We start from the raw sequence: 13,421 nt of genomic DNA on the forward strand, positions 1-13,421 counted from the left end.
CCTGTGTGCCGGGCACCCTCTGTACGGGGTGCCCGGCTCTGACTCGGGGTGCCCAGCACCGCTGGGGTGCCGAATTGTCAGTTGCGGCAATACGGCAGAGTTCGCGGATATATCCGACGAGATCACCGGGAAACTGCCACCGGTGGTCGGGCTGGTTCTATGCTGCTCGTTCGTGTTCCTCATTGCTGCCTTCCGCAGCGTCGCGCTGCCGATCAAGGCAATAGTGATGAATCTGCTGGCCACCGGCGCTGCCCTCGGCCTCACGGTGGCGGTGTTCCAGTGGGGCGTCGGCGAGTCACTGCTCGGGTTCCACAGCACCGGGTTCATCCAGGTGTTCCTGCCGACAATGGTCTTCGCGATCCTGTTCGGGCTGTCGATGGACTACGAGGTGTTCCTGATCCGCCGGATCAAGGAATTCTGGGAGGGCTCCGCACGCACCGTGGCCGATAACGAATACGCCGTGGCGGCCGGGCTCCAGCACACGGCCCGCCCCATCAGTGCGGCGGCGGCGATCATGGTGGTGATCTTCGGCAGCTTCCTGACCGCCAGCGTGCTGGAGCTGAAGCAGATCGGATCGGCGCCGGCGGTCGCGGTGGCGATCGATGCGGCACTCGTGCGGTTGGTCCTGGTGCCCGCGCTGATGAAGCTGTTCGGAACCTGGAACTGGTGGCTGCCCGGCTCCGGGCTGCCCGTGCGTGTCGGGGTTTCGGTGCGCACGCACGCTCCAGCGCAGGCGGGCTCGGCACCTGCGGATGTCGGGGCACCGTGATCACCAAACTGGTTGTCTGGGCGCTGAAGGCGCGGTGGGGATTGGCGGCGGTGGTGATCACCGCGAATCTCAGCGGCCTTGCGGTGATCGTGACCGAGCTGTGGCTCAGCGGATTTCTCGGCCGGATCGGGGCGGACTGGCGGTACATCATCATGCTGGTGTCGATCTATCCGGTGGTGGGATTCGCGGCAGGGGTCGGACTCGCCGTGCGGGACCGGACCGTGTACTTCGGGTGGCTCGATGACGGGCGCAGGCCGACGGTCGACGAGGCGCACCGACTGCTGCGCCTCCCGATCGCGATCACCACTCGGGCGCTGGCGATATGGCTGCCCGGTGTGATCGTTGCGGCCTCGATGCTCTCGCATCTGACCGCACACAACAGCCTGGCGGTGACCGCGGCCCTGTTCACCCTCGGCGCACTGGAATCCGCCGGATTCACCTTCCTGATCGTCGATCGGCTTATCCGCCCGACCATTCCGGTGGTGTCCGGGGTGCTCGGCCCCACCGCGCACTGGAGTTCCTCGGTGCTGATGCGGGTCGTGATGACCTGGGCGGTGGCGGGCGCGGTGCCGCTGCTCATGCTGATCGCGGTGCTCGCCGATCCGGCCTCCGGTGCACCGGACCGCATCCGCGCCGCCATCTACCTCGCCGGTGTCAGCATCGGTGCGGGCGCGCTGGCGACCACCATTCTGGCCCGTTCCGTCGCGACGCCGATGCGCACGCTGCGCCGGGCACTGGATCGGATCACCAAGGGCGAGTTGGATGTTCGGGTGCCGGTCGGCAGCACCAACGAGATCGGGCGACTGGAGAATTCGGTCAATGAACTCGCGGCCAATCTGGGGGAACGCGAGCGGATGCGGGATGTGTTCGGCCGTCACGTCGGCGCGGAGGTCGCCGAGCGGGCATTGGCGGGTGGGGTCGATCTGACCGGCGATGTGCGCGAAGTGTCGGCGCTGTTCGTCGATGTCACCGGATCCGTCGAACTGTCCAGCGGTCTGACGCCGCAGGATTTCGTGGCCAAGCTCAATCGACTGCTCGCGATCGTGGTCGCGGCGACCGAGGAGAACAACGGGCTGGTCAACAAGTTCGAAGGCGACGCGGCGCTGTGTATCTTCGGCGCGCCGATCGCACTGCGGGACAATGCGACCCCCGCGCTGCGGGCGGCGCGGCGCATTCGCGACGAGGTCACGGCCACCGGGGAACTCGATATCGGTATCGGTGTCGCGCATGGGCGGGTATTCGCGGGCGATATCGGCTCCGATACGCGCTTGGAGTACACGGTGATCGGCGATGCGGTCAATGCGGCGGCGCGGTTGACCACCGCGGCGAAGGAGGTGCCGCGCCGAATCCTGGTGAGCGGCGCGGTCATCGAGGCGGCGGCCGCGCAAGAGCGCGCCAAATGGGGACTCTACGACCACATTCTGTTGCGCGGAATGCCCGAACCGACCGCCTGCTGGACCGATGTGGAGACCGCGCCGACAGCCCATGGCGCGGAACCCGATACCGATACCGATGCCGCCGCCGTCAGCGCGATCGCCGAAGTCCGAACCGCGACAACCGAATCCCCATCCTGATATCGCTGATCGCGATTACGCACAGTATCTGCACGCGCCTGCAACCTACGCCCGACACACGGGTGTCGGGGGGCTAGCGGCGGTTCAGGGAAGCGTGCAGGTCGGCCGGGGTTGTTACGGGGAGGTCGCAGACGGAGCCGCGGCAGACGTAGGCGGAGGGAGCGTCGTTGACCGGGGGGCGGTCGGTCAGGAGGGGGACGGAGTTGGTGGGAGCGGCGATGACGATGGTGCCGCCGGGGGCTTCGGTGCGGGCGGTGGCGATCAATTCCGTTGCCGCGATGGAGTTATCGGGCAGGGCGATGGCTACCTGGAGCGGGCCGCGGAGGGCGGGTTCGGCCACGGTCAGCCATTGGCCTGCCGAGCGGGGCGCGCGGGCGAGGACGACGGCGCCGCGTCGCAGGGTTTGGTCGGCCAGTTCGCGGTAGCGGAGGGCGGATTCCGGAGCGCTGGTGGCGGCCGCCGTGAGGAGGGCCTCGGCCAAGGCGGATGCGCCTGCGGGGGTCGCGCCGTCGATGGGATCGCGGGGACGGGTGACGAGGGTTTCGGCATCATCGGCGGTATCGAACCAGTTGCCTGGCTCGGCCGGGTCGGCAAAGTGTTGAATTGCCTTGTCCAGCAGGCTTTGTGCGTGTTCGAGCCAGTCGAGTCGGCCGGTGGCCTGGTGTAGCGAGAGCAAGCCGGTGACCAGCCAGGCGTAGTCCTCCAAAACGCCGGGAGAAGTGCCGACCACACCGCCGAGCGATGCCCGGCGCACCCGGCCGTCCACCACATGCTCGGCAAGCAGGAAACGGGCGCAGCGGACAGCGGCCTGCACCCAATCATCTTGCCGCAGTGCGGAACCCGCCTCAGCGAGCGCGGTAACGGCCATACCGTTCCAGGCGGTCACCACCTTGTCGTCGCGGTCCGGCTGGGGGCGTCGCGCTCGGGCCTCGCGCAGCCTGGCGCGGACACGTTCGAAGCGTTCGCGAGCGGCCGTTCCGTTATCGGACAGCGCATCCGGATCGGCGTACCGGGTGAGCACCGAGGTGCCCTGTTCGAAGTTTCCAGCGGTTGTGACTCCGAAAATCTCTGCGGCCCAGGCACCTTCGATAGCGCCGAGTTCGCCGATCAACTCGGCCGGTGTCCAAACATAGGTCGCGCCTTCGACACCCGGTCCGCCCGGCTCCAAATGGGTGTCGGCGTCCAGCGCGGATGCGAACCCGCCATGGTCGGTGCCGAGGTCATCGAGGATGAACTGCACGGTCTCACGAGTAACCCGGTGTGCCAAAGACTCTCGCCCCTGCTCGGGAGTCCGTCGAGCGAAATGCGCGTAAGCGCGCAGCAATTGCGCATTGTCATAGAGCATCTTCTCGAAATGCGGCACCACCCATGCGGGATCGACGGAGTAACGGGCGAACCCACCGCGCAACTGGTCGTAGATACCGCCGCGCGCCATGGCTTCGGCCGTCCGGTTCACCACATCGAAGGTCGCGGCATCGCCGGTACGCTCCCAACTCCGCAGCAACCCCGCCAGCAGTGCCGACGGCGGAAACTTCGGCGCACTACCGAATCCGCCGTGCTCGGGATCCTCGTCACGCAGCACCGCCGCGACCGCATGATCGAGCAGCTCGGCCGAAATCGTCACATCGGCTTCGGGCAGTCCAGCGGCCTGTGCTCGCAGCGCGTCGGTCACCTGTGCGGAGGCCTGGTCCACCTCGTCGCGCCGGGTATTCCAGGTATCGGTAATGGCCGCGAGCAACTGAGTGAACGACGGCATCCCACCGCGCGGCACCTTCGGGTAATAGGTACCGCAGTAGAACGGTTCGCCTGCGGGCGTGAGGAAGCACGTCATCGGCCAGCCCCCCTGCCCGGTCATCGCCACCGTGGCATTCATATAGACCGCGTCCAGATCCGGACGCTCCTCACGATCCACCTTGATGCATACGAAGTTCTCGTTCATCTGCGCCGCCGTCCGCGCATCCTCGAACGATTCGTGTGCCATTACGTGGCACCAGTGGCAACTCGCGTATCCGATCGACAGCAGAATCGGCACGTCCCGTGCGACTGCCTCAGCCAGCGCATCGGCGTCCCATTGCAGCCAATGCACCGGGTTGTCGGCATGTTGCCGCAGGTAGGGTGATGTCGCACGACCCAATCGATTCACCATTCCAGCCTCCCATATCGGCACACACAACATGTGAACCGCTCGACCTACTTGCAGGACGACCGCGCAGGCCCAACGCCGCGGAACCGAGTCGTGGACCCTCACGGCGTCGGTCTTGCTGCCATTGCGGGAGTTGACTCAAGTCAGCCATGTAGGACGGCTTAGACTTAGCTTAGGTTGTCGAAGTGCTTGTAGACCTGACCGATCCAGCACAGCGCGACAAAGCGGCCTTTCTCAGCTTCGCCGCGAAAGTCTCAGGCACGTCGCGTTCTCAGCATCTGGCTAAGCGATTCGATAAGACTCCGATCGCGCGGATGCAAGAACTAGGTCCCGTAGGATTTCCATCATCCCTATCACTTCGTCGTGTAAAATCGAGAATTCGCCGACATCCGGGAATAAGCCACGGCCATGGGCGACCGAATTGCGCGCATCACAGAGCCGACGATCAATCAAGTTTACTTTGAGGTCAAATATGTCAGAGCGCAACCCGGAATTCGCGAGAATTTTTGCCAGTACAGCTGAACGTAGATTTGACTGCGTATCCACGAGTTGATTTTTCGGAAATTGGGCTCGCTGTTGTCCCGCGCTACGCACCATGCCTATCATACTTTCTGCAGCAATGGCATCTCCCGATTTGACTCTATGGAACATACTCATCAACGCCGTGTACAGCAAACCATCGTTGAGCTCTGCGAATTTTAAGCGACGACGAGAAACGAAGTCGACATAGCCTTGCAATGCCTCCTTAGCAAAACCCTCCCAATGTGCATACAACATCGCAATACCTGCACGACGCAAGCCTCGAGCGGTCGGAGAAATAGAATTTCTAGAGTCGTGCTGCTCAATAAGTCCCTTCAATGCCGATAATTCGATACGCCGCCATGCCAGCGCATCGTCGACGCAGTCCTGAAGTTCTCCGACTGTCCGAACACTCATCGCTCAGCCCTCAGCAAAGAAGATTCGTGAACGTACGATCAACCTTGGCACCCGACGACGAGGACTAACACCGGTCCCAGAATTATCTCTAAAGTCTGGCGAGGTCCAAATTGCCCTAATTCTGTCGGCTAACTCAAGGGGTCGATCGGCCCACCTGTCCATGTTGTACACAACTCCAGAGGAAATGAACTCGTAACCGGCGATCGAGAACGGCCCGAGATGTCGCGTACCATTGAATCGACGAAATGAATCCTCCCCCAGAGCGCGATCGATCAAGCCAAAACAGAGCTTGAAGGTCTCCGAGTCCACTCCAGTTGAGCTGCGATCATCATCCTCTGCAACTTTACGAATCCAGTCCGTAAGGTACTCTCCATATTCCTTTTTCAATTCCGTCTCACTGCCACCAAAAGCGCGCTGAGAAAAGAACCTGACGACTAATTCTTGCCTGTATGCCTGGCTTTCCTTTTGATCCGATAGAGTTATCGAATTCTTAAAATTGAAATAGTCCGATAAATTGTCAATATCAGCGTACATGCCGGAGTTCAGCATGACGAGAAGGCAGTTCCTCGCCTCTTGTGGAGAGAGTTGAGACCCCGAGTTTAGCCGCTGGAACATATCGTACTTGGCATTTCTGTCGGATTCTTTTCGGATAATGCGGAACTCAATTTTAGACCTTTTAAAGTCCCTTTGCATTGCGCTCGTGAAGCACTTCGAACCCAACTCTCTGGGCTCCCAATAATACCCCGCCAGATCAGGCAGGTATTCTGTTGCTTCGAGCGGATCCGGGGAAACAAGTGAACTATTATGATCTCGATAAATACCAACGAACTGAAGTATCGTTGAGAGCCTCTGGACGCCGTCGATTACGTCCCACACCCCGTCGTCTCGCTGCGAAACAAAAATAGGTGGAATTGGTATACCGAGCAATATAGATTCGATCAGCCTAGATTTCTGACCTATTTTCCACCGAAAGATCCTCTGGAACTCCGGGTGTATATCAATATCTCCGTCTCGATAGAGAGAGATAACTTCTCCGATGGACATCCCGTATCCGTCCGTATGTATCTCACGGGACTTCTTCTCTATTTGTTCTTGTAAGCTCATCCAACGCCTCTCCCTCGACAACTCAACGAGTCTATCGGACAACATCCAATAGGTCACCAAGTTTCCGTGAGGAGGAACCTTCGCTGCGGCATGGATTCCCGCCAGATAGGCACGCCGATGACGCTATCATTGTCAACGCTGATGTATGCGTGTTGCATAATACCGATTTGGATGCATCAACCTGGTATCCCGTAAACGCGAGTTGACCGGAAATTGTTGACTTCAAAGACGCCGATACTAATTGCGATGGTACCGATGACCCCGCCATGGCACCATCACCGTTACCCGGATCGGATCGTCGATGCCCGACGTCAGGTCGTGACCTCCAAATCGACACGTGTGTCGTCAGTTGGCTGGTGTTGTCCAGAGCGCGCTGATGGGTAAACAGGATAGTCCGTCGCCAAAGGGGAGCTGCTGCTCTCCGCAGTAGAGCACGAAACCCGCATGAAGACGGTCGCCGAGGCGGCGTTGCAAGGCTCGCAGTGAACGAAAGTCGTCCGTGCGGACGGTTTCCGCAGCTTTCACCTCGATGGCCACAACGCGCCCTGCGTTGTCTTCGAGTATCGCATCGACCTCGTACCCGTCGCGATCGCGATAGTGGTGTAAGCGGACCATGACCTGACTCCAGGTGAGCTGTCGAGCGAGTTCTCCGACAACGAAGGTTTCGAGAAGCCCACCGGTAGTCGTGTCGTTGAGGACGCCGGTAGTCAGGTAAGAAGCCAGACCAGAATCATTGAAAATGAGCTTCGGTGTGGCAACCGCGCGCGCTGTCGCGTTCGCCGACCAGGCCGGAATCTGCCGGATCAGGTAGATGGTCTCGAGGATGGCGACATACTCACGGACCGTGGTGATCGGCACACCCAGGTCCGACGACAGGCGGCTGTAGTTGAGCAAGCCGCCGGTCTGTGCGCCGAGGGCAGCGATGAGGCGCCGCATGTCGGGACCGCGTTGGATTTCGGCGACTTGGTGGATATCGCGACTCATGATGTCATCGAGGTATGACTTGAAGAATTGCGCGCGGCGTCGTGGCGCGACTCTCCGAACCGCCTCCGGATATCCGCCGCGCGCAGCCAACTCGAGATAGTCCCGACGCCGCAGTTCCGACGGCGCGACCCGCAATCGTGTGCCCTCACCGAAGGTGGCCTCCACGAAGCCATCCGGTGCGCCGACGATTTCCCCTTGCGACAGCGGCGACAATTCGATCGTTTCAGAGCGCCCCGGCAGGGAATCGGGCAGTGCACTCAGGCCGAGCAATCGAGCTGAGCCAGTAAGCAGGAACCGCCCGGGGCGTGGGTCCCGATCCACGATGTGCTTGATCGCCAACCAAAGTTCGGGGACTCGTTGAACTTCATCTATCAGCATGGTGGCCGATGTGTCTAGAAACGCGACCGGATCCGCAGCTGCCGAGGATCGTGTCCCAGGGTCGTCCAGATATCGGGCGACACTGCCGGGGCGACCCTGTAGACACATGTCCGCAAGGGTGCTTTTGCCTGTCTGGCGCGCGCCGTTGATGATGACGACTCTCGTGTCGGTAAGCGCTTCGTCAACGATGTCGGTCGCTCGCCGCGCCAGATAGTCCCCAGCTTTGCGCATCTCCCAACCATACCGAAGTCGCCGTCAATCTGCCGGTACATATGGCGTCAATCTGCCGAATCTTGGTCCGTCAATCTGCCGAGCTGTCATCCGTTGGACTGCCAGTCCGGAGCGGAACGCAGAGCTAAATGTGCGGCCCAAACAGCACGACAGGTGCGTCTCGTCGTTGCCTGCCGCAAGTCGCCGGAACAGCATCGAAACTCCGCACGAGTAGCCAGAAACATCATGGAAACCAATGTCCACCTGCGCAAATGCGACTAGTAACCTTAGCGCATCACATGGCACCAGTGATTGTTCGGCCGAAGCTACCAATGGCAGGATGCGTACCCCACTGAAAGAAGAATGGGTACGTCCCGCCGTTTTGCCTCAGCCATCGCCTCCTCTCCCCAGAGCCACCAGTCCACGGGGTTGGCGGCATGCTGACGAAGGTAGGGCGACGTAGCGTCACTCAATCTGCCCATACGGGTCAGCCTAGTATGCCAGCGTGACTTCATGGCCCGTCGCGGAGTTCGCGCTGGCTGCTCGCTTACGGTAGAGCGGCCACCGCCCGAGGATGTCGTATCTGTGCGGCATCGTTCGTGGCGCGCGGACCTCGATGACCTTCGGGGTTACGGCTGTGTTCATCGCTCGTCCTGTGCCAGGGCGGAAAGACGGGCGTACTGCTCGCCGGTGAGTTCGAAGCGCGGTCGCGTTCTCACCGATCCACGTGGGCTGCCGGGCGCCGGGGATCGGCACGATGTTCGGAGCGCGATGCAGCAGCCAGGCCAGCGCGGTCTGTGCCGCGGTGGCGCCGATCTCTCGAGCCACTCGAGCGACTGCGCCGGACGGTCCGGCGTGCACCCCCATCGCGAGCGGGAAGAACGGGACGAACGCGATGCCCCGTTCGGCGGTGTGGTCGACGACCAGGTCGTGCTGACGATCGCTGAGGTTGTACGGATTTTGCCCGCTGGCGATCGGGGCGATCTGCTCGGCCTCCTTGATCTGCTCGACCGTCACGTCCGAAAGCCCGATGTGACGGATCTTGCCCTTGCTGGTGGCGAGGATCAGACAGTCGCTGCCGAGTTCACGGTCTAGAGCGGTCGCCACGCAACCGCGACCGTGGTCTCAGAACGGTTCGATGGCGAGGCGGCCTACAACGATGAACAATGCGAGCGCGAGGTAGACCGAATTCACCAGCACGAGTTTGTATTGATCGAGGCGGGCGTGGGTGCGCATGGCGCCGAACATCAAGAGAATCCAGGCGGCGGCGGTCACGGCCACCATGACCGGTGCGATGTCGAGGACGGCGGGCAGGATCAGGCCGACGGCGGCCAGGAGTTCGACGATGCCGAGCGTTTTGACGAAGCCGGCGCTGGCGTCGGCGGTCCACTCGCCGCCGTGGGCAGCTGCCAGTTTCTGCTTGGGTAGGAAGGTTTTGGTGATGCCGCCGGCCAGGGCGACGGTAGCGAGCAGGCCGGCGGCGATCCACAGGGCGAGGTTCACGAGATACTCCAATTTTCTTGCGGGAATGGGCTTTTGTGGGAAGACCGCGTGCCCTGGGCGTTGATGACCTCGGGTGCAGCCGAGTGCGGCGTGCCCGCCAACGGGTCGAACTCGCGCGTCATGACCGCGTCGGTGCGCTCCGCACGCAGCGACTCGATCTCGACGCGGTCCGCGATCACCTGGTGGTTGCTCATCGGGTCTCCCAACGCTTGTCGGTCCGTCGCCGGGCGCGTGTGCCGAGGTGACATATTCAGCATCTAGGCAGGTCAGGAGCGGAACAATGCAAAGTTCGTGGATTGATCAATAACACTGGAGTTATCAGTGGAGCTACGCGACATCGAGATGTTCCTACGCGGACAATGCCGCCATCCGCACGCTGGCCGGAGTCGCCGGACTCGGACCGATTCGGCCGTGACAGTGACGATCCCGCGCGGTTTCGACCGCGATAGTCGACACGTCGAACTCACCGAGGCGGGGCGAAGCGTCCGGTCACGGACGCGGCATGTTCGCGGCGACCTCGCGCCGTGATCGCAGGTCGAGTTTGGCGAGGATATTCGATACGTGGGACTGAACTGTGCGGTGCGACAAGAACATTTGTGCTGCGATACCGGAGTTGGAACAACCTTCGGCGACGAGCACGGCGACCTTGCGCTCGGCATCGGTCAACGCCGCCCAGCCGGATTTGGGCCGGTTGCGCCGACCGCGTACACCTCGCCGGATGTCGTACGGTCGCACGCGCGCGACCGTACGGGCGGTATCCCACGACGCCCCCAGTCGGCCGTAGATCCCGATCGCGGTGTCCAGCGAATGGCGGGCGTCGACAGCGCGCCCCGCCGCGGCCAGCAGCACGGCGGCATGCTCATGTGCGTGTGCTTCGTAGAGCGGCCGTCCGGACCGCCGGAAAATCCGAGCCGCCGCCAACATGCTGTCGGAATCGCGCTCGGCCAGACCGCGACACAATAGCGCCGTTGCGCTCCTGGAAAGGGTCGGCTGTCGTGCCACAAGTTCGTCGGCGCCGACGACCACCGCCCGCGCCGCATCCGTATCGCCGAGGTCCGCGGCCAGTCGGGCGATATCCGGGAAGATGTAGTAGAGCGTCGCCGCGGCCGAATGGTCGGCCAATCGCTCATGGGTGTCGACGAGCAGCTTCAAAGCGAGGTCCGGATGGCCGTGCGCCTCGTGTGTCAATGCTTTGGCCCACAGGTGCAAGTGCGTATAGCCGGTAGTGCCGGCGAGGTCGTCCGGTATGGGAATACCGTCCACGTCCGGTAGGAATGTGCCACGGTGAATGCCGACGAGTGCAGCCAGGGTGCGCGCGACTATCGAGTATCCGAGCACGTCCGGCGCCGCCTCGCCCACGCTGCATTCGGCCACCGCATCATCCCAGCGACCGTCCAGCAGGTAGAGCCGTGCCTTGGCGACCAGATTCGCGGCCAGGGACACGCCAGGGACACGGCGGTTGCGCGCGCTCGCTTGCTCGAGCACCTCTTCGGCATCGGCAAGGCGATCGAGCTCGATCAGACAGTCCGCCCGCAGCGCGTACGGATCGAACTGGTCCGGTCCGGTACCGACGGCCGAGGCGACAGGTATCCGAGTGCTCAGCTCCAGTGCCTCGGCGAGATGGCCTCGGATATAGCGGACCGCACCCACGGCGGTGAGGCCGTACCCGATAGTGCGGGGATCCCCACCGGATTCCCCCATCGCAATCGCCGTTCGGCCAGCCCGCTCAGCGGCGTCGAACCGCTCGAGATACACATTGTCCACTGCGCACATGCCTTGCAGGCGGCCCGCTGCCTCGACATCGAGATCCGTTGTGCTCAGTGCCGTTTCGGCGATATCGACGGCATCGGCGATGCGGCCACCGGCTCGGCAGGCTTGGGCGAGCAACCAGCGCATTTCGATATCGTCGCGGCACTCCGACCGCGTCGACAGTGCGACGCGCGCCTCGGCCTCCGCCTCGGCGGCTCGCCCGCTCCGCAGCAGCGCCTCGATATACCGGCGCATCAGCTGTGGCGTATCGAACTCCGTCCTCGCGCGCCGCAACAGCCGCAGCGCCAGCTCGGGCGCTCGACAGGCCAGTTCGTCGGCTACGGCGACCAGCCGGTCGATGCTGATGTCGTCCAGTTCGTAGTCGGCGACCGCGAGATAATGCGCGATCCGCTCGATCGGCGCGTTGGTCGTCCGCAGCACCCGCTCAACCGTGCGCACCAGACCGGCGCGCACTGTGGCAGGCAACTGATCGGACAGCACCTGCCGGATCAATTCATGCCGGAACATCACTTCGGAGTCGACAAGTGCGAGCACTCCGGTCGCCATCGCGTCACTGACGATGCTCCACACATCCAAGAGGGGTCGGTCCAGTAGCGCCGCCAATTCCGTGACGTCGACAACCGGGCCGAGCGCGGCGGCGGTCGCCAGCACGTACCGTGTCCGGCGCGGCAGAAAGTCCAACCGGCGCGAAATCGCCTGCGCGAGTGTAGTGGACGGGCGCCGCCCGGTGACTGCCTCGGCAGTGTCGTCGATGATCGTGATCGCCTGCTCGCGCTGCAACGCGGCCACCAATTCGGTGATATAGCGGGGATTACCGCTCGCCCCCGCCACCTCCCGCATCAACGCCGGGCCGGGGGTGGCACCGACAATCTGCGATACCAATTCCGCCGCAGCCTCGTCGGCGAGCCCGCCGAGCCGTATCCGCGGGGCGCGGCGTGCGAGGAGTTCGGCCGATAGCGCGATGAACGGCGAGTCCTGCACTTGTGCGCGGACACCGAGCAGCAGCAGTAGCGGTAGCTCATCGATGCGGGCGCACAGCCGCTGCAATACGGACACGCTGGACGTATCAGCCCACTGGACGTCGTCCATGATCAGCGCGAGCGGGCCGGTCGCGCACCAGGTCTCGATGTGGTCGAGGATCGCCTCGGTCATGACGATCTCGGGCCTTGCCGCGCCGCCGCCCGCCCGACCGTCGCTGCCGAGCAGGGCGCGGATCGGATCTGTCCCCGGCGTATCGGTGTCGAGCCAGGAGAGCAGCGCGGCGTACGGGACGGTCTGCCGTAGTTCGGTGGCGGCCCCGAGTCGACTACGCAGACCCGCTGCCGCGCACCGCACCCTGGCCGCGTCCAATAGCGACGTCTTGCCGATACCTGGTTCGCCCTGCACCAGCATGACGGCGCCCTGTCCCCCAGCGACCCGGCGCGCGAGTGCCTCCAGCATCGCGATCTCGCCATCACGACCGATGACCACTGTGTCCGGGGACGGCCTCGCCGTCAACGAACTGGGCATGCCAGCGCCCGATCACCGATTCCGACCGAATCCGGCACCACGTCGACATACCCGGAGGGGGATACGGCGATGGATGGCAAATCCCATTGCCGCACCGACTTTTCGGCGCGGCAGGCCACATTCCATCCGAACGGCATCAGGTGGACGCGTTCCCCGTATTCCCGCAGTTGTTCGGCGAGGTCGGACAGCACGTCGAGGGTGTCGGCGACGTGGGCTAGGACATCCAGTGGATCGGCGGCCGAGGTGAATCGACCATCCGGGGTCATGTGGTGCGGGGTTCCGGCAATGACGATATGGGCCGCCTCGCTGACGAGACACAGGTAGCGGATCGCGCGAACGGCCTCGACGGTCAAGGGACAATCGCCTGGCTCGACCACGACCCGCGCTACCAGGCAATCGAGAAAACTCTGTGTCACGCCCACCGTCGTCGGATCGACGGCCACGGCGCAGGGACCGGCCGCCACCAGGGTGTATTCGAAGCTGCGCCAACGAGTTCCGATGCTCCTCATCCAAGGGACCTTCCCCGCGGACGCTGCTGGAA

The 13,421-nt window shown here is 63.1% G+C and carries 11 protein-coding genes and 1 pseudogene; 2 read left to right on the forward strand and 10 right to left on the reverse strand.

Going from position 1 to position 13,421, the window contains the following annotated elements; all coding sequences use genetic code 11:
* The first annotated feature begins 1 nt into the window (after position 1).
* Complete coding sequence (locus tag AB0L58_RS09940; protein WP_364384577.1) at positions 2 to 769, forward strand: MMPL family transporter; 768 nt, start codon at positions 2 to 4, stop codon at positions 767 to 769.
* Positions 766 to 2,343: an adenylate/guanylate cyclase domain-containing protein gene (locus tag AB0L58_RS09945; protein ID WP_364383998.1), complete on the forward strand. Its 1,578-nt coding sequence runs from the start codon at positions 766 to 768 to the stop codon at positions 2,341 to 2,343. Before AB0L58_RS09940 ends, AB0L58_RS09945 begins: the two co-directional genes overlap by 4 nt.
* 73 nt (positions 2,344 to 2,416) lie before the next feature.
* Here the strand turns inward: AB0L58_RS09945 and AB0L58_RS09950 are convergent, their stop codons facing one another.
* From AB0L58_RS09950 to AB0L58_RS09995, 10 genes and pseudogenes are all read right to left on the reverse strand, one after another.
* Positions 2,417 to 4,489, reverse strand: coding sequence for a thioredoxin domain-containing protein (locus AB0L58_RS09950; protein WP_364384001.1), 2,073 nt, complete (start codon positions 4,487 to 4,489; stop codon positions 2,417 to 2,419).
* A 279-nt stretch (positions 4,490 to 4,768) separates the two neighbouring features.
* Complete coding sequence (locus AB0L58_RS09955) at positions 4,769 to 5,422, reverse strand: MAE_28990/MAE_18760 family HEPN-like nuclease (protein WP_364384004.1); 654 nt, start codon at positions 5,420 to 5,422, stop codon at positions 4,769 to 4,771.
* A gap of 3 nt (positions 5,423 to 5,425) precedes the next feature.
* On the reverse strand, positions 5,426 to 6,526 hold the full coding sequence (locus AB0L58_RS09960) for a DUF262 domain-containing protein (protein WP_364384007.1): 1,101 nt from the start codon (positions 6,524 to 6,526) through the stop codon (positions 5,426 to 5,428).
* Positions 6,527 to 6,871: 345 nt separating this feature from the next.
* A complete protein-coding gene (locus AB0L58_RS09965; protein ID WP_364384010.1) occupies positions 6,872 to 8,119 on the reverse strand; it encodes an ATP-binding protein in 1,248 nt (415 codons plus the stop codon).
* Between the two features lie 314 nt (positions 8,120 to 8,433).
* Positions 8,434 to 8,580, reverse strand: a pseudogene (locus tag AB0L58_RS09970) (DUF255 domain-containing protein); the annotation flags it as partial.
* Between the two features lie 10 nt (positions 8,581 to 8,590).
* Positions 8,591 to 9,205 (reverse strand): aldo/keto reductase, encoded by a 615-nt coding sequence (locus tag AB0L58_RS09975; RefSeq protein WP_364384013.1) that lies wholly within the window; start codon positions 9,203 to 9,205, stop codon positions 8,591 to 8,593.
* Between the two features lie 18 nt (positions 9,206 to 9,223).
* Complete coding sequence (locus AB0L58_RS09980; RefSeq protein ID WP_364384017.1) at positions 9,224 to 9,601, reverse strand: DoxX family protein; 378 nt, start codon at positions 9,599 to 9,601, stop codon at positions 9,224 to 9,226.
* Positions 9,598 to 9,795 (reverse strand): hypothetical protein, encoded by a 198-nt coding sequence (locus AB0L58_RS09985; protein ID WP_364384020.1) that lies wholly within the window; start codon positions 9,793 to 9,795, stop codon positions 9,598 to 9,600. The genes AB0L58_RS09980 and AB0L58_RS09985 overlap by 4 nt, the downstream gene beginning before the upstream one ends.
* 295 nt (positions 9,796 to 10,090) lie before the next feature.
* Positions 10,091 to 12,880, reverse strand: coding sequence for an AAA family ATPase (locus AB0L58_RS09990; RefSeq protein ID WP_364384023.1), 2,790 nt, complete (start codon positions 12,878 to 12,880; stop codon positions 10,091 to 10,093).
* Positions 12,865 to 13,389, reverse strand: a complete 525-nt coding sequence (locus AB0L58_RS09995) for a hypothetical protein (protein ID WP_364384026.1) — start codon at positions 13,387 to 13,389, stop codon at positions 12,865 to 12,867. Before AB0L58_RS09995 ends, AB0L58_RS09990 begins: the two co-directional genes overlap by 16 nt.
* Between the last annotated feature and the right edge of the window lie 32 nt (positions 13,390 to 13,421).

It is taken from the genome of Nocardia sp. NPDC052112 (assembly GCF_040680135.1).
Classification (GTDB): Bacteria; Actinomycetota; Actinomycetes; order Mycobacteriales; family Mycobacteriaceae; genus Nocardia.

Coding starts and splice junctions, on each gene's coding strand:
- AB0L58_RS09950 (WP_364384001.1), bottom strand. CDS start 4,489: ATGGTGAATCGATTGGGTCGTGCGACATCACCCTACCTGCGGCAACAT.
- AB0L58_RS09955 (WP_364384004.1), bottom strand. CDS start 5,422: ATGAGTGTTCGGACAGTCGGAGAACTTCAGGACTGCGTCGACGATGCG.
- AB0L58_RS09960 (WP_364384007.1), bottom strand. CDS start 6,526: ATGAGCTTACAAGAACAAATAGAGAAGAAGTCCCGTGAGATACATACG.
- AB0L58_RS09965 (WP_364384010.1), bottom strand. CDS start 8,119: ATGCGCAAAGCTGGGGACTATCTGGCGCGGCGAGCGACCGACATCGTT.
- AB0L58_RS09985 (WP_364384020.1), bottom strand. CDS start 9,795: ATGAGCAACCACCAGGTGATCGCGGACCGCGTCGAGATCGAGTCGCTG.
- AB0L58_RS09990 (WP_364384023.1), bottom strand. CDS start 12,880: ATGCCCAGTTCGTTGACGGCGAGGCCGTCCCCGGACACAGTGGTCATC.
- AB0L58_RS09995 (WP_364384026.1), bottom strand. CDS start 13,389: ATGAGGAGCATCGGAACTCGTTGGCGCAGCTTCGAATACACCCTGGTG.